Consider the following 18975-nt stretch of genomic DNA (forward strand, 5'->3'; position numbering starts at 1 on the left):
GAGCAGGGCGGATCCCGACGCGCCCGTCGAGCTGCCCGGAACCCTGATGCTGCACGCCGGTGCGGCGGCCACCGGGGTGCGGGTGCGGCCGCTGGGCCCCCACCACGCGCGGCTGCGTCTGGAGCACCCGCTGCCGCTGCGCATCGGGGACCGCGCCGTCCTGCGCGATCCCGGGCGGCGCGCGGTCCTCGCCGGGGCGGTGGTCCTCGACGTGCGGCCGCCGGCTCTGAGCCGGCGCGGGGCCGCCCGCCGCCGGGCCGACGAGCTCGCCGCACCCGGCTTCGGCACCGCGGCGGGTGAACTGGGCCGGCGTGGGGTCGCCCGGGCCGCCGACCTGGTGGCGATGGGTGTGCCGCCCGCGGACGTCGCCGGCCTCCGCGTGCCGGCGGCCCACGGCTGGCTGGTCGACCCCGCGCAGGCCGCCCGAGCCGTGGCCACGCTCGCCGAGGCCGTCCGGGCGCACGACGTGGCCGAGCCGCTCGATCCCGGGCTCACGACCGAGGCCGCGCGGCGGGCGGCCGACCTGCCCGACGCGGCGCTGCTGCCCGCGGTCCTCGCCGCGGCCCCGGGCACCCCCGACACGCCGCTCGTGCTGCGCGACGGCCGCGTCCGGCTCGACCGGGCCCACGCCCTCCCGGCAAAGGTCCGGGAGGCCCTCGCGACCCTGCGCACGGATCTCTCGGGCGACCCGTTCGCGGCACCGGACGCCGATCGGCTCGCGCAGCTCGGCCTCGGCCCCAAGGAGCTCGCGGCGCTGGTGCGGGCGGGTGAGCTGGTCGAGCTCGCCCGGGGCATCGTGCTGCTGCCCGACGCCCCGGACCGGGCGGTCGAGGTGCTGCGGACCATCGGGCCGGTGTTCACGCTCAGCGAGGCGCGCCAGGCGCTGGGGACGACCCGTCGCGTGGCCGTCCCGCTGCTCGAGCTGCTGGGCCGGACCGGGTACACCCGGCGGCCCGACGACAGCCACCACGAGCTGCGCTGAGAGCGCTCCGCCGGGCGGTGCCGGCGGCGGTTGGCCGCGCCGCGCCGGCCGCGCTCCCGGCGGTCGCGCTCCGAGTGGCAGTGAGGTCCGGCAGCCCTTACCGTTCCGCCAATGCAGCACACGCACGACGCCTCCGGCGCCGCGGTCCGCCGCGGCGAGTCGGACGACCAGATCACCGTCTCCACGCGGCCCGCGGGCGAGGGGCAGGTCGTCGTCGAGGTCGGCGGCGAGGTCGACATGCTGACCTCCCCGCAGCTGCGTTCGGTCGTGCTCGGTCAGCTCTCGGACGGGGCCGAGCTGGTGGTGCTGGCGCTCGACGGCGTGACCTTCCTCGGCACCAGCGGCCTCGCCGTGCTGATCGAGGTCCGGGAGGCCGCGCACCAGGCCGGGGTGGAGCTCCGGCTCGCGTGCACCGGTCGCCGCGTGCTGCGCCCGCTGTCCATCGCCGGCCTGGTCCCGATGTTCGACATCCACGACACGGTCGAACAGGCCCTGCAGGCCACCTGAGCGGCGCGCCCTCGCTTGTGACGAGCGTCACTGCGAAGGCGTGTCGAGATGCGCCGCCGCTCCGATCGCGGGATCCTCTCCGGCCGCTCTGAGCTGCGAGGACTCGGACCGGGTCGGCGTCCGCCCGGCCCCGCCGCACTCGTCCGCATCCGGACGAATCCGCTCTCTCTCCCGTGTTCCGGTCCGTCGGGCGTTTGGCCCCGAGGGGCTTGGGGAACGCCGCGGCAGATCGCCCGGCACGTGGTCGGGCTCCCGACGAGAGCGAAGGTGAGCCGAGTGAGCGACGTGTCCCGCCTCCCTGGGCCCATGGACCACGCCTGGCAGTGGCAGCGCCTGGGCGCGTGCCGCGGCATGGACAGCGCGGTCTTCTTCCACCCGGACGGCGAGCGCAACCCCTCGCGCGCCCGCAGGACCGCGCAGGCCAAGGCCGTCTGCCAGCGGTGCCCGGTGATGGACATGTGCCGCGAGTTCGCGCTCGAGACGCGCGAGCCGTTCGGCGTGTGGGGCGGCCTCGGGGAGTCCGAGCGCCGCACGCTGCTGGAGCGCCGCGACCAGCAGAAGCGCCTCGCCTCCGCGAGCTGACCCGAGGGGGCGGGGTGTGCTCCCGCGGCGTCGGGGGCCGCGGGAGAGCGATCCACCGCGAAGGGGCGGGACCGGGGTACTTCCCGGGACCGCCCCTTCGTCGTGCGTGTGGTCCCGCCTCACGTGCTCCAGGAGAGAGCTACCTCGGGCTCCCTGTGGTCAATCTCGGGGCGAGGTGATCCACGCCACGACGGCGTCAGGCGTCGCCGCCGACGACGCTGAGCTCGAGGCAGCGGTAGCGCAGCAGCGGCAGCCCGTAGACCCGCACGACCCGCTGGACGGCCGCGACGACCGTCGTCCGCTCCGGGTCGGCCGGCGACGGCAGGGGGGCCACGCAGTACACGCCCGGCTCCGGGTCGAAACCGACGAGCTCGGACAGCGCGGCGACCAGATCGTCCTCGGCGGTGACGCCGATCCGGCCGGGCAGCCCGAGCCGGTGGACGTGCACGTCCTGCAGGCCGAGGGCCTCGACCGCGGCGGCGACACCGTCGTCGTCCTCGCCGTCGTCGTCCTCGTCCCAGTCGTCCTCGTCCCAGTCGTCATCGTCGTAGTCGTCGTCGTGGCCGTCGTCGAGGTCGTCCCAGGCGTCGACGTCCCCCGTCGCATCGGGCCCGTCGAAGCGGATGTCGACCCGGTCGAGGGGGACCGGCAGGCTCGCCACGCCGTCGAGCGGCACGGACACCGGCGAGACGGGCACGGGCCCCGCGGGTGCGGCCGGCGCATCGGCCCGGGCGAGCAGCAGGTCCACCCGGCCGGCGTCGGCCACCAGACGCGCGAGGTCGGACTCCGGCCGCAGCAGCTCCATGGGGCTCACCGCGACGGCCACCAACCGCCGACGCGCGGGCGGGATGCGGGCCGGCCCGCCGCGCCGCTGCGCGGGCGTGCCGATGCCCTCGATCTCCGGCACCGCCACCATTCCTCGTTCGCCCCCTGCCCGGTCGGCGCCGTTGCCGACCGTCTCGCTGCCGGCCTCGTCGACCGGTGTCAACGGCATCGTTTCCTGTCGGAGTCCCGCTATGCGGCCTCGCACGCCGAACGGACGTCACGGGTCCGTGAGCGGACGGCACCGGGAGGCAGTCGGTTCCCCCGTTCGGGTGCAGCGGTCGCCGGCACGGGACGAGCGGGACGCCCCGACCTCAGCCCTCCAGCCGGACGGCGAGCACCGCGATGTCGTCGCGGAGGTGGTCCGGCTCGCAGACCGCCAGCACCCGGTCGACGACGGCCTGGGCGGGCGAGTCCGCGGGGATCTCCTGCAGGGTGCGTTCGAGCAGGTCTGCGCGCTCGTCGGCGTCCTCCCCCGCGACGTCGGTCAGCCCGTCCGTGTACAGCAGCAGCAGGGCACCGGCGGGGACGGTGAGCGTGGACTCGGTGCGGCCCTCCTCGCCGGCGCGGCCGAGGGTCGGGACGACGCCGATCATCGGCGAGAGGTGCTCGTCGAGCCGGCGCAGCTCGCCCTCGCGGGTGAGCAGCAGCGGCGCGGGATGCCCGGCGTTGGCGTAGCGCAGCACCCTGTCCCCCGAGGCGTCCGGCGGCTCCAGCCGGGCGTAGACCGCGGTCGCCATCGAGGCCATCTCCAGGCCCTGCACGAGCTGGTCGCAGCGGTCGAGGACGGAACCGGGACGGCCGCCGTCCCAGGCGTAGGAGCGGAGCACACCGCGCAGCTGCCCCATCGCCGCCGCCGCGGACAGGTCGTGCCCGACGACGTCGCCCACCGCGATCCCGACCGCCCCGTCGGGCAGCGGCAGCACGTCGTACCAGTCGCCGCCCACCTGGTTGCCGTCCGTGCCGACCCGGTACCGCGCGGCCAGCTGCAGGCCGCCCACCTCGGGGACGGCCGGCAGCAGGCTGTGCTGGAGCGTCGCGGCGGCGGCGTGCTCGCGCTCGTAGAGCCGCGCGTTGTCGACGGTCAGCCCGACCCGCCCGGCGAGGTCCGTGGCCAGGTGCAGGTCCTTCTGGCCGTAGCGGCGGCCGTACGGGTGCTGGGTGATCAGGGTGAGGGCGCCGAGCACCTTCCCGCGGGCGCGCAGCGGCACCACGATCGCCGACCGCATCCGCAGGCGGTCGTAGAGCTCGGCGGCCGCCGGGTCGCCGTCGTAGCGGTCGGTGCCGTGCTCGGGCAGGTCCGACAGCAGCACCGGTTCGCCGGTCGCCAGCACCTGCCCGGTGGTGCTGTCGCGACCGGCGCGGTAGTCCCGCAGGTCGGCCATCCGCGAAATCCGGTCCTCGTCGGCGCGGTCGCGCGCGGCCACGGCGACCCGCCGCGGCATCCCGGAGCCGGGGCGGTCCAGCAGGTCCACCGCGCAGAGGTCCGCGAGCTGCGGCACGACCAGGCGGGCCAGGCCGTGGCAGGCGTCGTCGACGCCGAGCGCCTCGGTCATGTGCGTGGTCGCCTCGGCGAGCAGCCGCAGCTGGCTGCGGGCCTCCTCCGCGTCGGCCAGCGCCGCCCGGCGCTCCTGCTCGACGAGCACCCGTTCGGTGACGTCGTTCTGCACGCCGACGAAGTTGACGAGGTCCCCGGCGCCGTCGACCACCGGGGAGATCGACACCTGGTTCCAGAAGGCGGTGCCGTCCCTGCGGTAGTTCAGCAGCACCTCGGTGATCGGCTCCTGCGCGCGCAGCGCCGCGCGGATCCGCTCGACCGCCGCCTGGTCGGTGTTGCGGCCCTGCAGGAACCGGCAGTTCCGGCCGACCGCGTCCTCGGCCCGGTAGCCGGTGAGCCGGGTGAACGACGGGTTGACCCAGATCAGCGGGCCGTCCTTGCGCCGCGGGTCGGTGATGGTGAACGACATGTCGGTGGCGACGACCGCCCGGTCGCGCAGCACCTCCAGGCGCCGACGGTCGCCGTGCTCGCTGCCGGAGAGCTGCAGGAACACCACCAACGCCCGGGACCGCAGCTCCTCGGGCACCGGCAGCTGCTCCCCGGCGTCGCCCAGCCCGCCCGGCCCCAGGAGGAAACCCGTGACCCACAGCAGCCGCCCCTCGGAGGCCTCGCGCTGCTCCTCGGTGGCGCTCGAGCCGCGGCGCGCCGCGTCGCGCACCGCGACCGGTTCGCCCGCGACCGGGATGCCCGCCGCGACCAACGACAGGGGCGAGCTCGTCTCGCTCATCCGCTTGCCGCCGAGGTCGGTCAGGCCGGCCGCGTCGCCCCAGGCGTCGATGTCGACCGGCAACGAGACGCGGTCGCCCGTCAGCTCCACCGCCGCCGCGTTGGCGTAGACCACCCGCCGCTCGTCGAGGTCGATCATCAGGACGGCGGCGGGCGCGTCGTAGAGGACCTGGGGCAGCTCGGGAGCGTCGTCGGGCAGGCCACCCCGTGCCACCCCCCGGGCGAGGTCCTGGGCCAGGTCCCCGGCCAGGTCCTCGGCCAGGCCACGCGGGTCCGTCGTCTCCACGCGCCGAGCGTAATGGCCCTCCGGCCCACCCGCGCCCCGGCGACCTCCACGCGCTGGGTAGGGTTCGCCCGGATCGGTTGAGCCCGCAGCCGTCCTGCGCCCCCGCCTGCCCGCGATCCGCGCGGGCACGCCGTCGCCGGAGGTGAGTGCCCTGTCGTTCCCCGCCTCGCGTGGCCCGTCGCGTCCCGGTGGGCTCGACACCGGCCTCACCCGGCCCGTGCCGGGCGTGCTCCTGCTCGTCGTCGAGGGGGAGGTCGACACGCTGACCGCGCCCGCCCTCGGCGAGGCGCTCGGTGCGCTGCTGGAGGCCGATCCGGCCGATGCCGTGGCCGCGGTCGACCTCGCCGGCGTCGGGTTCCTGGCGTCGAGCGGGCTGGCGGTGCTCATCCGCGCGGCGCACCGGGCGGAGGCGCAGGGCCGCGCGCTGTACCTGCTCGGCGGGTCGCGGGCGGTCACCCGGCCGCTCGAGGTCACCGGGTCCGACCAGTTGTTCACCCTGCTCCCGGGTCTGGACGAGCTCCTCGCCCGGGTGGACGGCGACCGCCCCACGGGTCGGGTACGCCGGCCGGATTGATAAGAACGCACCCCGGGTAGCACGATGGGGATCGAGGGCCCGAGCGGGTCCGTGACGAAGGGAAGACGTCGCGTGTCCGAAGTGGATCCCGTGGGCGCCGGAGACGGCCCGGGGACGGTGGAGACGCCGGGATCCGTGGTGGAGGTGCGCACCAGCGCCTCGGCCTCGCTGATCCCGACCATCCGCGCCGTCGCCTCGGACCTCGCCGCCCGCGCGGACTTCGACCTGGACGCCATCTCGGACCTGCGGATGGCCGTCGACGAAGCGTGCGCGACCCTGGTCGACGTCGCCGCGCCGGGGTCCGCGCTCCGGTGCACCTTCGACGTGCGCGAGGAGCTCATCCGCGTCCACGCCGAGGTCGACACCGGCGACGCGGCCACCCCCGTGTCCACGGACACCTTCGGCTGGCGGGTCCTGCAGACCCTGGCCGACCAGGTGGAGCTCGAGGCGAACGGCAGCGGCATCGTGGGCATCCGCCTGCACAAGCGCGCCGACGCAGCCCCCCGGTGAGTGCGGCCGACTCCGAGTACGGTCACCTGACCCCGCTCCTGGCGGAGTACGCGGGGCTCGACAAGGACGATCCGCGCCGGGAGGCGCTCCGCGACCGGCTGGTGACCGGCTTCCTCCCGATCGCGCAGCACATCGCCCGCCGCTTCGCCCACCGCGGGGAGCCGCTCGACGACCTGGTGCAGGTCGCGACCGTCGGGCTCATCAACGCGGTGGACCGCTACTCGCCGGACAAAGGAACCGACTTCTTCTCCTTCGCCGTGCCCACCATCAGCGGCGAGGTCCGGCGGCACTTCCGCGACCAGGGCTGGTCGATGCGGGTGCCCCGGCGGCTCAAGGACATGCACGTGTCCATCAACTCCGCGGTCTCGGACCTGTCCCAGCGGCTGGGGCGGGCGCCCCGGCCGTCGGAGATCGCCGAGCAGCTCGGCGTGCCGGTCGCCGAGGTCCTGGAGGGTCTGGAGGCGTCCGAGGCCTACCGCAGCTCGTCCCTCGACGAGATGCTCTCCTCCGAGCAGGGCAGCGCCACGGTCGGCGAGCTGGTCGGCGCGGCCGACGCCGAGCTCGATCGCGTCGACCACCGGCAGGCCCTGCGGCCCGTGCTCGGCGAGCTGGCCGAGCGCGAGCGCACCATCGTCATGCTGCGGTTCTTCGGGAACATGACCCAGACCCAGATCGCCGAGCAGGTGGGCATCTCCCAGATGCACGTCTCGCGGCTGCTCGCCCAGACCCTGGACCGGCTCCGGTCCCGGCTCGACCCGGACACGCGCACGGGCTGATCACCCCGTGGTGTGGCCCGCACAACAGACCGTGCGGGCCCCGAGACAGCGGCCGGGCCCGTCGGCCAGGATGGCCGCGTCGCAGTCGCCGGGGACAGGAGCGTGGAGACGTTGAGCGGTGGGCCGGAGCACGTGCTGGTCGTCGGGGCAGGACTCGGCGGCATCCGGACCGTGGAGCAGCTGCGGCAGGCCGGCTACGAGGGCCGGATCAGCCTCGTCGGGGCCGAGACGCACCCGCCGTACGACCGCCCGCCGCTGTCCAAGCAGCTCCTCGCCGGCGCCTGGGAGGCCGAGCGCCTGGCGCTGAAGGAGGAGGCCGCGCTCGAGGACCTCGGCGTCCGCATGTACCTGGGGCTGCGCGCCGTCGCGCTGCGGCCCGGTGAGGTCGAGCTGGCCGACGGCGCGGTGCTCACCGCCGACGCGATCGTGCTCGCCCCCGGCGTCGAGGCGCGGCGGTTGCCGGGCCAGCCCGAGAGCGTCCACACCCTGCGGACCCTCGACGACGCCCTCGCCCTGCGCGACGAGCTCGACAAGGCGTCGACCCTGCTCGTGGTCGGCGCCGGGTTCATCGGCGCCGAGGTCGCCAGCACGGCGATCGGCAAGGGCGTCCAGGTCACGATGGTCGAAGCCGCACCGGTGCCGCTCGTCCGCGGCCTGGGGGCGGAGGTCGGTGGGCTCGCCGCGCGGCTGATCCGCGAGGGCGGCGTCGACCTGCGGACGGGCGTCGCGCTGACCGGATTCGTTCCCGCGGAGGGCCCGGGCGTCGCCGTCGAGCTGGCCGACGGGTCGCGGATCGAGGCCGACGTCGCGCTCGTCGGGATCGGCGGGCGGCCGCAGCTCGACTGGCTGGCCGACGCCGGGCTCGACCTCACCGACGGGATCCCGTGCGACGCACAGGGCCGCGTGCTCGGGCTCGACGGTGTGTGGGCCGTGGGCGACGCCGCCGCCTGGGACTACCCGGCGCAGGGCGGCCGGCACCGGCACGAGCACTGGACCTCGACCGCCGACCAGGCCACGGTCGTGGCGCGGGCGGTCACCGGCACCGAGGCGCCGCCCGCGACGGTCCCCTACTTCTGGTCGGACCAGTTCGGCCTCAAGATCCAGCTGATCGGGCGTCCCGACCTCGCCGACGCGATCCTGCCGCTGCACGGCGAGGGACTCTCCGGCGGCGCGGTGAAGGGCACCGTCGTCGGGTACCTGCGGGGGGACCGGCTGGTCGCGGTGGCCGGCTTCGGCGCGGCCCGCTACATCGCGCGCTACCGCGCGCTGCTGCTCGACGAGGCCGATCGGGCGCAGGCGCTGGAGTTCGCGGCGTCGCTGCAGCGGTGAGGACGGGCGGGGGCCCCGACGGGCCCCCGTGCACCCCTCAGGAGAACAGCTTCTTGAGGATGGCGAGGGCGAGGACCGCGCCGACACCGATCAGCGCGTAACGGATCTTCGGGTCCTCGAGCTTGATCGCGATCTGCTGCTTGCCCGAGTCGACGAACCGCTTCGGGTTCGCGCGGTCGGTCAGCGCGTCCAGGCTGTCGGCGAGCGCGTCCCGCGTCTTCTCGATCTCGCTCTGGATGCTCTCGGGGTCGCGGGCCACGACACACTCCTCGGTGCTTCGGGATCTGACTCGGGATCTGACTCGGGCACACCGTAGACGAGCGCCCCGACGGTGGCCCGGCGACGTCCCGCTGTCGGGGAGAACTGACAGGATCGGGGCATGACGACACGCCTCGCGCCGGGAGACGCCGCGCCGGACTTCACCCTGCCCGACGCCGACGACAAGCCGGTCACCCTGTCCGACCTGCGCGGCCGCAAGGTCATCGTGTACTTCTACCCGGCCGCGTCCACGCCCGGCTGCACCAAGGAGGCGTGCGACTTCCGGGACAACCTCGCCGAGCTGAACGACGCCGGCATCGACGTCCTGGGCATCTCCCCCGACAAGCCGGCCAAGCTCGCGAAGTTCCGCGACGAGGAGGGCCTGACCTTCCCCCTGCTCTCGGACCCCGACCGGGAGGTCCTCGAGGAGTGGGGCGCCTTCGGCGAGAAGACGATGTACGGCAAGACGGTCACGGGCGTGATCCGCTCGACCTTCCTGGTCGACGAGGAGGGGAGGATCGAGGCAGCGCTGTACAACGTCCGTGCCACCGGTCACGTCGCCAAGCTCCGGCGGGACCTCAAGCTCTGACCCTGTGGGCAACTCGAGCAGGTTCGAACGGATGTTCGCTACGTTCGGATCATGCCGAGAGCCCGCAGGTGGACGGACGAGCAGCTGACCGAGGCGGTGGCGTCGGGCCGCACGCTGAGCGAGGTGTGCCGGAAGCTGGGGCTGCGGCCCGGGAAGTACGACGTCATCCGCCGGCACATCGCCCGGCTGGGAATCGACGCCTCGCACATCCCGAGGTCCGCTGTCGGCGCCGGCCGGACCGCACGCCGCAGCTGGACGGACGAGGACCTCGCTGCCGCCGTGGCGGCGAGCGACTCGGTGTCCGACCTGAGCCGGCGGCTGGGGTACACGCCGAACGGCGGGATCCACCGCCTGCTCAACGGCCACATTCGCAGGCTGGGTCTCGACACCGCCCACTTCGTCGGTCCCCGCTGGCCGAGGACCCGCCCCGAGCTGATCCGCAAGCGCCCGTTGTCAGAGGTCCTCGTGCGGGGGTCCCTCTACGGGACCTCCAGCCTGCGGCGACGACTCATCAGGGAGGGACTGAAGCCCGCGCACTGCGAGGAGTGCGGGCTGTCCGAGTGGCGTGGGGTTCCGCTGCCGCTGCACCTCGACCACATCAACGGGGACCACACCGACAACCGGCTGGAGAACCTCCGTATCCTGTGCCCGAACTGCCACGCCGTCACCGACACCTGGTGCCGGCGAAAGAACACGAGTACAGAGCCGGCGTAGCCCAATTGGCAGGAGGCGCGACCTTTAGGTGGTTGACAGTGCGGGTTCGAATCCCGCCGCCGGTACCGCTGACGCGCATTGACGCTCGTAACCCCGCGGCCGAAGGCTCAGCGGGCGCCCTGCCGCTCCTCTCCCGGAACCTCCTCCGGGAGGGGCTTCCGGGCTGCCACCACGATCCCCGCGAAACCGATCAGCGCGCACACCACTGACACCGCGACGAGGGCGGGCGAGGGCCGGCCACTCACCGCGTCGCCGAGCACCACGATCGCGACGGTTCCGGGGATGATCCCCACGACCGTCCCGAGCAGGTACGGCACGAACCGCACCCTGGACAGCCCGCACACGTAGTTGAGGGCGGCGAAGGGGACCAGCGGCACCAGCCGCATCGAGGTGACCGCCAGCGTGCCGTGGTGGTCGAGGCGGCGCCGCACCCACGTCACCGCCGAGCCGCGGACGTACCGCTCCATCAGTGCCCCGCCCGTCGCCCGGACGAGCAGGTAGGCCAGCACCCCGGCCAGGGTGGTCGCGGCCAGCGTGACCACCAGCCCGACCACGGACCCGAACAGCACCCCCGCCGCGAGCGTGAACACCGTCCGCGGGACGGGCGCGACGCACAGCCCCGCCTGCAGGCCCAGGAACAGCAGCGGCGCCCACGGCCCGGCCTCCGCGGTGAGCCGCCGCAGGTCCGCGACGCCCGGCACCCCGTACACCCGCGCCACGACGAGGACGCCTGAGACCAGTGCCAGCACGCCGAGCCCGGCCAGTACGGGCCGCCACCATCTCACTCCCCCGACGGTACCGACCGCGCCGGCCGCCCCCGCGTCGCACCCGACCCCGCGTCACACCCGACCCCCCGTCACACCCGACCCCGCGTCACACCCGACCCCTGGCTGCCGTCCGAACCACCAGGCGCTCACCGGCCGCCGACAACGATCACCGCTGGCGCACCACCCAGTGCACGTCGGTGAGCGCCACTGTCGACGAAGACCGACGACTCTGACGGTCACGGTCGCAAGCGATGATCACTCCCTGCACGAGGTCGAGCCGCCACTGCGCCGCCCACGATCACCGTCCGGGACCGCGCAGCGCCACATCTGGCGGCGGCTGGTCCGCAACGACGATCAGCGAGGACTCGTGTCCTGCCGCGCGTCCAGATCGCTACACGGGACCACAGAGCGCCACATGTGGCGGTGGTCGGTCCGGATCGGCGATCACTCCGGGCCCAAGGCCGACCGCACGCCATGATCGCTGTTCTCGACCGGAGAGCGACAGATCTGACGGGTCCACGGTCGCAGACGACGATCACCGCGCCGCCTTCCGATCACCGGAACCCGCCCGGCCCGCGAGCCGCGGCCGGGCTACCGTGCGGCCGTGAGCACCGAGAAGCGCGAGCTGGACCTCGATCCCGCGGGCCTCGCCGTCCGCCGTGAGGTCCTGGGCGTCACGCACGTCGACGCCTCGCTGGAGCGGGCCGACGACGTCACCGGCGAGTTCCAGGAGATGATCACCCGGTACGCCTGGGGCGGGATCTGGACCCGGCCCGGCCTCGACCGGCGGATGCGCAGCGCGATCACGCTCACCGCGCTCGTCGCGCACGGGCACCTCGACGAGCTGGAGCTGCACCTGCGGGCCGCCCGACGCAACGGGCTGACCCGCGAGGAGATCGTCGAGGTGCTGCTGCAGAGCGCCATCTACTGCGGTGTGCCCGCCGCCAACAGCGCGTTCGCCCGCGCCAAGAAGGTCCTCGCCGAGGACGCCCCCACCGACTGACCGGCAGGGCCACGCACTCTGGCTCCACAACGCGAATGCACCGGCCCCGAGGACGCATCATGGTTCCATAACGCGCCTCTGAGCAGCGGTTTCGAGCGTTATGGAACCATACTGCGGGCCGAGAGCACTCAGCCCGACAGCGCCGCCAGGTGCGGGAGGAGGGCGCGGAAGGCCCGGCCCCGGTGGCTGTCCGCGTCCTTCTCCTCGGGAGAGAGCTCCGCGGCGGTCCGCTCCCCGCCCTCCGGCACGAAGATGGGGTCGTAACCGAAGCCATTGCTCCCCCGCGGCTCCCGGACGACCTGCCCGCGCCACTCCCCGTGTACGACCTCCTCGGGCCCGTCCGGCACCACCAGGGCCGCCGCGCACACGAAGGCCGCGCCGCGGCGCTCGTCGGGGACGTCGCCCACCTGGCCGAGCAGCAGGTTCAGGTTGGCGAGGTCGTCGCCGTGCCGGCCCGCCCACCGGGCGGAGAGGACGCCGGGCATGCCGTTGAGTGCGTCGACGGCGAGCCCGGAGTCGTCGGCGACCGACGGCAGCCCGGTCGCGGCGGCGGCGTCGCGCGCCTTGGCCAGGGCGTTCTCGGCGAAGGTCGCGCCCGTCTCGGGGGCCTCGGGGAACTCGGGGACGTCGGCGAGCCCGAGCACCTCGATGCCCGAGCCCTCCGCCAGCCGGCGCAGCTCGACGAGCTTCCCGGCGTTGCGCGTGGCGAGCAGGATCTTCACGACTCGAGCGCCTCCGTCTGGAGGCGCGTCAGCTGCGTGATGCCGGCGAGTGCGGTGTCGAGCATCGCGTCGAGCGTGCTGCGGGTGAAGGTGGCGCCCTCGCCCGTGCCCTGGACCTCGATCAGCGTGCCGGTGTCCGTCGCGACGACGTTGGTGTCCACCTCCGCGCGCGAGTCCTCCTCGTAGGGCAGGTCCAGGCGCACGCGCCCGTCGACGACGCCGACGCTCACCGCGGCCACCTGGCACGAGATCGGCTTCGGGTCGGCCAGCCTGCCCCGGTCGCCCAGCCACGTCACGGCGTCGACCAGCGCCACGTACGCCCCGGTGATGGCCGCGGTTCGGGTGCCGCCGTCGGCCTGCAGGACGTCGCAGTCCAGGGCGATCGTGTTCTCGCCGAGCGCCTTGAGGTCGATGCAGGCGCGCAGGGAACGCCCGATGAGCCGGCTGATCTCGTGCGTCCGGCCGCCGACCCGGCCCTTCACCGACTCGCGGTCCGACCGGGTGTTGGTGGCCGACGGCAGCATCGCGTACTCCGCGGTGAGCCAGCCCAGCCCGGACCCCTTGCGCCAGCGCGGCACTCCCTCGGTCACGCTGGCCGCGCACAGCACCTTGGTGTCCCCGAACTCGACGAGCACGGAGCCCGCCGGGTGCTTCTGGAAACCGCGGGTGATGCGCACGGGGCGCAGCTCGTCGTCGGTCCTGCCGTCTGCTCGCGTCACCCCCACATCGTAGGAAGGGGGTTCGGGCCGCTCGCTCGCCGTCCGGGCGGACGAGGTCACACGTCGTACTCGCCCTCCGGACGGACCAGTTCGACCGGCCCGTCGAACTCCGCCTTGGCCTCCGCCAGCATCGCGTCGGGATCGGTCCAGACCGGGACGTGGGTGAGCAGGAGCCGTCCGACGTCCGCGGCGGCGGCGTGCTCCCCCGCCTGCCGGCCGGAGAGGTGGACGCCCGCCGGCATGTCGCCGGTGTGCGGCCAGGACGCCTCGCAGAGCAGGACGTCCGCACCGCGGGCCAGGTCGACGAGCCCCGGGCAGGGCCCCGTGTCGCCGCTGTAGACGAGGCTGCGGCCGCCGTGCTCCACCCGCAGCGCGTAGGCCTCGCACAGGTGGTCGACCGCCGCGGCCCGCAGCACGGCACCGCCGACGGTGGCCTCGCAGCCGTCGGCCAGGACCTGGAAGGCGAAGACGTCCGTGAGGTCGGTCTCCGCCCGCTCGGCCGCGGACGGTGCGTAGGCCGCCCCGAGCCGCTCCGGCGCCTCGACCGGCGCGAACACCGGCAGCCGGTTGCGCGTGGGGTCGAAGGGCGGGCTCGGGTGGTAGCGCCGCCACACCGCGAGCGCCGAGAAGTCCGCGCAGTGGTCCGGGTGCAGGTGGGTGAAGGCCGCGGCGTCGAGCGCCCAGGGATCGAGGGAGCGCTGCAGCGCGCCGAACGTGCCGTTGCCCAGGTCGAGCGTCAGCCGGGTCTCCCCCGCCTCGACGAGGTAGCCGGACGCCGGCGAGCCCGGCCCCGGTCCGCTGCCCGAACAGCCGAGCACGACGACCTTCATGGGGCGAGGCTAGCCCTTGGCCGAGGTGCGACGCAGCCACCAGAGCCCGATGAACGGCAATACCAGCGGGACGAAGCCGTATCCGCGGCCGTAGACCGACCAGACCGTGTCGTCGGGGAAGTCGCCGGTGTCCAGCACCGTCAGCGTGCCGATGACCAGCACCCCCACCAGTTCGAACGCGACGGCACCCCACGCGAGCCGCCGGTGCCCCGGACTGCGCCCGGCCAGACCGATCGTGGCGAGGATGTAGACCACGCCGGCGAGGCCCGAGAGCAGGTAGGCCACGGGTGCCTCGGAGAACTTCGTCGCGATCTGCACCGCGGCCCGCGCGGTCGCCGACAGGGCGAAGATCGCGTAGACGGCGATGAGGACCCGGCCGGGCCCGCTGGACGTCGCGCGTGGCTCCCGGCCCGGCGGCCTGCCCCGCTCCGGCTCAGCCATGGCCGGCCACCCACAGGTCGTGCAGTCGCCACACGGCCACGCCGGTCCCGATCGCGCCGACGGCGATCACCGTGCCGCCCCAGCGGGTCGGCTCGGCCGTCGCGAACTGCAGGGCGATGGGCATGACGCACACGCTGACCAGCAGGTAGATGAGGAAGGTCGACTGTTCGGGCAACTGGACGCCGGTGAACACCCGCACGACGGCGATGACCGCCTGGACCACCAGGACCGCCTCGAACACCCCGACCGCGATCCGGTGCGTGCGGTCCGGCGGGCGGTTGCGGATCGTGGTGAACAGGCCGTACAGCGCGACGGCCGCCGCGGCCACGTAGGCCACGACCTCCAGGACGCCGATCACGGCCCGACGCTACCGGAGCGCCTCCGCGGCCTCCGTCGGCACCTGCTGGACCCGGCCGATCTCCGGGCCGAGGAAGCGCCGGCCGAGCCGCCGGAAGGGCTCCGGGTCGCCGGTCGCGAGGAACTCGTGCGGGCCGGGCGGCGGGTCCGACTCCGGGTCGCGGGCGAGGTCCGACGCCATCAGGGTGCGCACGACGTCCTTGGCCGTCTCGTCGGCGCTGGAGACCAGGCTGACGTCGGGGCCCAGCACGATCTGCAGCACACCGGTGAGCAGCGGGTAGTGCGTGCAGCCCAGCACGACGGTGTCGACGCGTGCCTGCTGCAGCGGCTCCAGGTAGCTCTGCGCCAGGCCCAGGACCTGTCGCCCGCTCGTCATCCCGCGCTCGACGAAGTCGACGAACCGCGGGCACGCGACGGCGGTGACCTCGACGTCCCGGGCCGCGGCGAAGGCGTCCGTGTACGCGCCGGAGGCGATGGTGGCCTTCGTGCCGATGACGCCGATGCGGCCGTTGCGGGTGGCCGCGACGGCCCGCCGGACGGCCGGCAGGACGACCTCGACGACGGGCACGGGATAGCGCTCGCGGGCATCCGCCAGACAGGCGGCGGAAGCGGTGTTGCAGGCGATGACCAGCAGCTTCACGCCGCGGTCGACCAGGTCGTCGCCGATGGCGAGCGCGTGCCGGCGGATGTCGGCGATGCGCAGCGGGCCGTAGGGGCCGTGCGCGGTGTCGCCGACGTAGACGACCCGTTCGGCCGGGAGCTGGTCGATGACGGCGCGGGCGACGGTCAGTCCGCCGACGCCGGAGTCGAAGATGCCGATGGGCGCGTCACGATCGGTCACGGGTGTCCTGCGGTGTCGGGGGGGGGGGGGGGCCGGCGGGGCCGAGCCTCAGATCGGCGCCGGTGTCCGGTCGGCCCGCGCGACGATCCACGCGGCCAGGATCCCGAACAACGCCCCGAACAGGTGCGCCTGCCACGAGATCCCGGGGTTGCCGGGGAGCACGCCGAACAGCATCCCACCCTCGAAGAACAGCAGGACCACGGCCAGCAGGATCTGCCGCCCCGACCGCGCGAAGAAGCCCCTGGCCAGCAGGAACAGCAACCACCCGAAGATGACGCCGGACATCCCGATCGTCGACGCCATGCTCGGGCCGGTCAGCCACACCGCGGCCCCGCTGCCGAGCCAGATCAGCGCCGTGACGCCGATCCACTGCCGGATCCCGCCCGCCATCGCGAGCCATCCGAAGACCAGGAAGGGCAGGGTGTTGGCCCACAGGTGCGGCCACCCGCCGTGCAGCAGCGGAGCCCAGAGGATGCCCCAGGCCCCGTCGGCGTTGCGGGAGATGATCCCCTCGTTGTCGAGGTACTGGCCCGACATCTGGTCGTAGAACTCCACGGCGTAGAGCACCGCCGTGAACAGGAGCATGACCACGGCCGCCCGCAGCGGGTGCGGCGGGACGATGCGCGCGATCCCGCGCGACGACCGCGCGGCGGGGAGTGAGCTCGGTACCTGCGGCGCAGCCATGTGACCGAGAGTACGCGGAAACCGTGTCACCCCGCCGTGAACGGGAATCTGACGAACCGGCTCAGGCCCAGAGGTGGCCCTCGATGCCTTCCGCGGCGTCGTCGAGCGCACCCGAGTAGGCGCCCGTGGAGAGGTACTTCCAGCCGCCGTCGCAGACCACGATCACGATGTCGGCGGTCTCGCCGGACCCGGCGGCCTTCTCCGCGACCGCGAGCGCGGCATGGAGGATCCCGCCGGTCGAGATGCCGGCGAAGATGCCCTCCTTCTCCACCAGCTCGCGGGTGCGGCGCAGGGCGTCGTAGCTGCCGACCGAGTACCGGCCCGTGAGGACCGAGGGGTCGTACAGCTCGGGGACGAAGCCCTCGTCGAGGTTCCGCAGGCCGTACACGAGCTCGCCGTAGCGCGGCTCGGCGGCGATGATCTGCACGTCGGGCTTCTGCTCCCGCAGGTAGCGGCCGGTCCCGACCAGCGTGCCGGTGGTGCCGAGGCCCGCGACGAAGTGCGTGATCTCCGGGCAGTCCCGCAGGATCTCCGGACCGGTGGTCCGGTAGTGCGCGTCGGCGTTCGCCGGGTTGCCGTACTGGTAGAGCATGATCCAGTCCGGGTGCTCGGCGGCCAGCTCCTTCGCCATCGCGACGGCCTGGTTCGAGCCCCCGGCGGCCGGCGAGGAGATGATCTCGGCGCCGTACATGGTGAGCAGCTGCCGCCGCTCCTCCGAGGTGTTCTCGGGCATCACGCAGACGAGGCGGTAGCCCTTGAGCTTCGCGGCCATCGCCAGCGAGATGCCGGTGTTCCCCGAGGTCGGCTCGAGGATCGTGCAGCCGGGCGTGAGGAGACCGTCGGCCTCCGCCTTCTCGATCATGGCCAGCGCGGGCCGGTCCTTGATCGAGCCGGTGGGGTTGCGGTCCTCGAGCTTCGCCCAGAGTCGGACGTTCTCCGCGGGCGACAACGACGGCAGGCCGACCAGGGGCGTGTCCCCCACGGCCTGCAGAAGTGAGTCGTAGCGCGCCATCGCTCCTCCAAGAGCGGGCAGGGGGCGGCGGGGTTCTGCGGCCCGCCGCCCGGTGCCGTCAGCTCAGCGCATGCCGCCGGCGACGGCCGGCAGGATGGTGACGGTCGAGGTCTCCTTGACGGGGGCCTCGAGGCCACCGGCGAAGCGGACGTCCTCGTCGTCGACGTAGATGTTGACGAAGCGGTGCAGCTTGCCGTCCGAGATGAGGCGGTCCTTCAGGCCGGCGTGCCGCGACTCGAGGTCGTCGATCACCTCGGCGACGGTGCCCCCCTTGGCCTCGACGGCCTTCTCGCCCCCGGTGTGGGTGCGGAGGATGGTCGGGATGGAGACGGTGACGGCCATGGTTCTTCGGTGCTCCTGCTCGGGTTCGTTCGGTGAGGGTGTGGCGAGGACGGGTCAGCCGAGGTCGGGGACGTCGTCCGCGCCGGTGTGCGCGAACATATAAGTCTCCACGACCTCGACTTCTTCCTCGGTCACCACACCGTCGACGATCCGGAACGACCGGAACTCGTGGCCCGTGTGGTTCGTCTCCGCCGAGTCGCGGGTGGAGACCAGGACGTAGTGGGCCTCGGGCTCGGAGGCGTACGAGATGTCGGTGCGCGACGGGTAGGCCTCGGTCGCGGTGTGCGAGTGGTAGATGACCACGGGCACCTCGTCGCGCGAGTCCATCTCGCGGTACAGCCGGAGCAGGTCACCCGAGTCGAACTCGTAGAACGTGGGCGAACGCGCCGCGTTCAGCATCGGGATGAACCGCTCGGGCCGGTCGGAGCCCTCGGGACCGGCGACGACGCCACAGGCCTCGTCCGGGTGGTCCCGGCGGGCATGGGCGACGATCTCGTCGAGGAGATCCTTCCGGATGACCAGCACGTCACCAGCGTACGTAACGCGTCCGTCCGGAGCACATCCGCCCGACGAGACTCACATGCCCGATCCGGTACGCCCGTCCGCGCCGCCGTCCTCGCCGCGCAGCACACCCGGTCCGTAGGCCGGCACGTCGGCGAGCCACACACCCTCGGGGTCGTCCTCGACCAGCCAGTCCGGCCGCGGATGCGGCTCGCCACGCCTGCCGCCACCTGCTCCTGCGGGCACGTACGGGAGGTGCGACGACTGCGCCGACGGCGTCCGCGCTCCCGGGCCGGTCCGGGTCGCCTCGGCGAGCGGGTCGGCGCCCCGGAGGCGCTCGCCGGGGGTGGGTCGGGTGACCGGCTCGCCGGTCCGCGGGATCGCGGTTCTGCTGCCCTCGGCGGGTCTCGCGTACGGGGCCGCGCCGACTCTCTCGGGGCCGACGCGCTCGGGCGGTGACCCCCGGTACCTCGGCGCTGTGTTCCTCGGCACGGCCGGGCCCAGGAGGCCGGGCAGCAGGTCGACGGGCGCGCGGCCCGGCAG

The 18975-nt window shown here is 73.9% G+C and carries 24 protein-coding genes, 1 tRNA gene and 1 pseudogene; 11 read left to right on the plus strand and 15 right to left on the minus strand.

Translation table 11 applies throughout. The features are described 5' to 3' along the window. The 3 genes from LWC33_RS32485 to LWC33_RS32495 form a co-directional block, all read left to right on the plus strand. Nucleotides 1-982: SelB domain-containing protein (locus LWC33_RS32485; protein ID WP_233308538.1), on the plus strand; the 982-nt coding region annotated here is incomplete at its 5' end. Between the two features lie 111 nt (nt 983-1093). Then, nucleotides 1094-1489 carry an STAS domain-containing protein gene (locus LWC33_RS32490; RefSeq protein WP_233308539.1) on the plus strand — a complete coding sequence of 132 codons (396 nt, stop codon included), beginning with the start codon at nt 1094-1096 and terminating at the stop codon, nt 1487-1489. A 276-nt stretch (nt 1490-1765) separates the two neighbouring features. Then, nucleotides 1766-2071 (plus strand): WhiB family transcriptional regulator, encoded by a 306-nt coding sequence (locus tag LWC33_RS32495; RefSeq protein ID WP_308191044.1) that lies wholly within the window; start codon nt 1766-1768, stop codon nt 2069-2071. 196 nt (nt 2072-2267) lie between these two features. Here the strand turns inward: LWC33_RS32495 and LWC33_RS32500 are convergent, their stop codons facing one another. After that, nucleotides 2268-3065, minus strand: a complete 798-nt coding sequence (locus tag LWC33_RS32500; protein WP_233308540.1) for a hypothetical protein — start codon at nt 3063-3065, stop codon at nt 2268-2270. Between the two features lie 142 nt (nt 3066-3207). Continuing rightward, nucleotides 3208-5463, minus strand: coding sequence for a SpoIIE family protein phosphatase (locus LWC33_RS32505; protein WP_233308541.1), 2256 nt, complete (start codon nt 5461-5463; stop codon nt 3208-3210). A 142-nt stretch (nt 5464-5605) separates the two neighbouring features. Between LWC33_RS32505 and LWC33_RS32510 the strand changes: the two genes are divergently transcribed. From LWC33_RS32510 to LWC33_RS32525, 4 genes are all read left to right on the plus strand, one after another. Then, nucleotides 5606-6037 (plus strand): STAS domain-containing protein, encoded by a 432-nt coding sequence (locus LWC33_RS32510; RefSeq protein WP_233308542.1) that lies wholly within the window; start codon nt 5606-5608, stop codon nt 6035-6037. A gap of 72 nt (nt 6038-6109) precedes the next feature. Beyond that, a complete protein-coding gene (locus LWC33_RS32515) occupies nt 6110-6547 on the plus strand; it encodes an ATP-binding protein (protein ID WP_233308543.1) in 438 nt (145 codons plus the stop codon). Beyond that, entirely contained in the window at nt 6544-7323 is a 780-nt protein-coding gene (locus LWC33_RS32520; RefSeq protein ID WP_233308544.1) for a SigB/SigF/SigG family RNA polymerase sigma factor, read from the plus strand. The genes LWC33_RS32515 and LWC33_RS32520 overlap by 4 nt, the downstream gene beginning before the upstream one ends. Nucleotides 7324-7425: 102 nt before the next feature. Continuing rightward, nucleotides 7426-8652, plus strand: coding sequence for an NAD(P)/FAD-dependent oxidoreductase (locus LWC33_RS32525; RefSeq protein WP_233308545.1), 1227 nt, complete (start codon nt 7426-7428; stop codon nt 8650-8652). Nucleotides 8653-8689: 37 nt separating this feature from the next. Here LWC33_RS32525 and LWC33_RS32530 read toward each other — a convergent pair whose 3' ends face one another. Further along, on the minus strand, nt 8690-8911 hold the full coding sequence (locus LWC33_RS32530; protein ID WP_233308546.1) for a DUF3618 domain-containing protein: 222 nt from the start codon (nt 8909-8911) through the stop codon (nt 8690-8692). 120 nt (nt 8912-9031) lie between these two features. On the opposite strand from LWC33_RS32530, the gene bcp reads away from it, so the two are divergent. From bcp to LWC33_RS32545, 3 genes are all read left to right on the plus strand, one after another. Beyond that, entirely contained in the window at nt 9032-9499 is a 468-nt protein-coding gene (gene bcp, locus LWC33_RS32535; protein ID WP_233308547.1) for a thioredoxin-dependent thiol peroxidase, read from the plus strand. Between the two features lie 51 nt (nt 9500-9550). Then, a complete protein-coding gene (locus LWC33_RS32540; RefSeq protein WP_233308548.1) occupies nt 9551-10213 on the plus strand; it encodes a hypothetical protein in 663 nt (220 codons plus the stop codon). Beyond that, nucleotides 10204-10278: transfer RNA gene (locus LWC33_RS32545), tRNA-Leu, on the plus strand. The genes LWC33_RS32540 and LWC33_RS32545 overlap by 10 nt, the downstream gene beginning before the upstream one ends. A 42-nt stretch (nt 10279-10320) precedes the next feature. Here the strand turns inward: LWC33_RS32545 and LWC33_RS32550 are convergent. After that, nucleotides 10321-10998 carry a TVP38/TMEM64 family protein gene (locus LWC33_RS32550; protein ID WP_233308549.1) on the minus strand — a complete coding sequence of 226 codons (678 nt, stop codon included), beginning with the start codon at nt 10996-10998 and terminating at the stop codon, nt 10321-10323. Between the two features lie 586 nt (nt 10999-11584). On the opposite strand from LWC33_RS32550, the gene pcaC reads away from it, so the two are divergent. Further along, the gene (gene pcaC / locus LWC33_RS32555) at nt 11585-11983 is read left to right on the plus strand and encodes a 4-carboxymuconolactone decarboxylase (protein ID WP_233308550.1); all 399 of its coding nucleotides are present in this window, start codon (nt 11585-11587) and stop codon (nt 11981-11983) included. 128 nt (nt 11984-12111) lie between these two features. Here pcaC and rdgB read toward each other — a convergent pair whose 3' ends face one another. The 11 genes and pseudogenes from rdgB to LWC33_RS32610 all read right to left on the minus strand — a co-directional run. Continuing rightward, the gene (gene rdgB / locus LWC33_RS32560; protein ID WP_233308551.1) at nt 12112-12705 is read right to left on the minus strand and encodes an RdgB/HAM1 family non-canonical purine NTP pyrophosphatase; all 594 of its coding nucleotides are present in this window, start codon (nt 12703-12705) and stop codon (nt 12112-12114) included. After that, on the minus strand, nt 12702-13424 hold the full coding sequence (gene rph, locus LWC33_RS32565) for a ribonuclease PH (protein ID WP_233308552.1): 723 nt from the start codon (nt 13422-13424) through the stop codon (nt 12702-12704). The genes rdgB and rph overlap by 4 nt, the downstream gene beginning before the upstream one ends. A gap of 56 nt (nt 13425-13480) precedes the next feature. Continuing rightward, nucleotides 13481-14254 (minus strand): MBL fold metallo-hydrolase, encoded by a 774-nt coding sequence (locus LWC33_RS32570; RefSeq protein ID WP_233308553.1) that lies wholly within the window; start codon nt 14252-14254, stop codon nt 13481-13483. Nucleotides 14255-14263: 9 nt separating this feature from the next. Continuing rightward, nucleotides 14264-14695 (minus strand): hypothetical protein, encoded by a 432-nt coding sequence (locus tag LWC33_RS32575; protein WP_233308554.1) that lies wholly within the window; start codon nt 14693-14695, stop codon nt 14264-14266. After that, nucleotides 14688-15053, minus strand: a complete 366-nt coding sequence (locus tag LWC33_RS32580; RefSeq protein ID WP_233308555.1) for a hypothetical protein — start codon at nt 15051-15053, stop codon at nt 14688-14690. The genes LWC33_RS32575 and LWC33_RS32580 overlap by 8 nt, the downstream gene beginning before the upstream one ends. Nucleotides 15054-15062: 9 nt before the next feature. Continuing rightward, a complete protein-coding gene (murI, locus tag LWC33_RS32585; RefSeq protein WP_233308556.1) occupies nt 15063-15893 on the minus strand; it encodes a glutamate racemase in 831 nt (276 codons plus the stop codon). Nucleotides 15894-15941: 48 nt separating this feature from the next. Then, the gene (locus LWC33_RS32590; RefSeq protein WP_233308557.1) at nt 15942-16577 is read right to left on the minus strand and encodes a rhomboid family intramembrane serine protease; all 636 of its coding nucleotides are present in this window, start codon (nt 16575-16577) and stop codon (nt 15942-15944) included. Between the two features lie 61 nt (nt 16578-16638). Further along, complete coding sequence (locus LWC33_RS32595; RefSeq protein WP_232872136.1) at nt 16639-17589, minus strand: PLP-dependent cysteine synthase family protein; 951 nt, start codon at nt 17587-17589, stop codon at nt 16639-16641. Nucleotides 17590-17652: 63 nt separating this feature from the next. Continuing rightward, complete coding sequence (locus LWC33_RS32600) at nt 17653-17931, minus strand: MoaD/ThiS family protein (protein WP_037050058.1); 279 nt, start codon at nt 17929-17931, stop codon at nt 17653-17655. Between the two features lie 54 nt (nt 17932-17985). Next, nucleotides 17986-18456: a M67 family metallopeptidase gene (locus LWC33_RS32605; RefSeq protein WP_037050057.1), complete on the minus strand. Its 471-nt coding sequence runs from the start codon at nt 18454-18456 to the stop codon at nt 17986-17988. 51 nt (nt 18457-18507) lie between these two features. Next, a pseudogene (locus LWC33_RS32610) lies at nt 18508-18975 on the minus strand (hypothetical protein); the annotation flags it as partial.

Source organism: Pseudonocardia terrae, assembly GCF_021343995.1.
Taxonomy (GTDB): Bacteria; Actinomycetota; Actinomycetes; order Mycobacteriales; family Pseudonocardiaceae; genus Pseudonocardia; species Pseudonocardia terrae.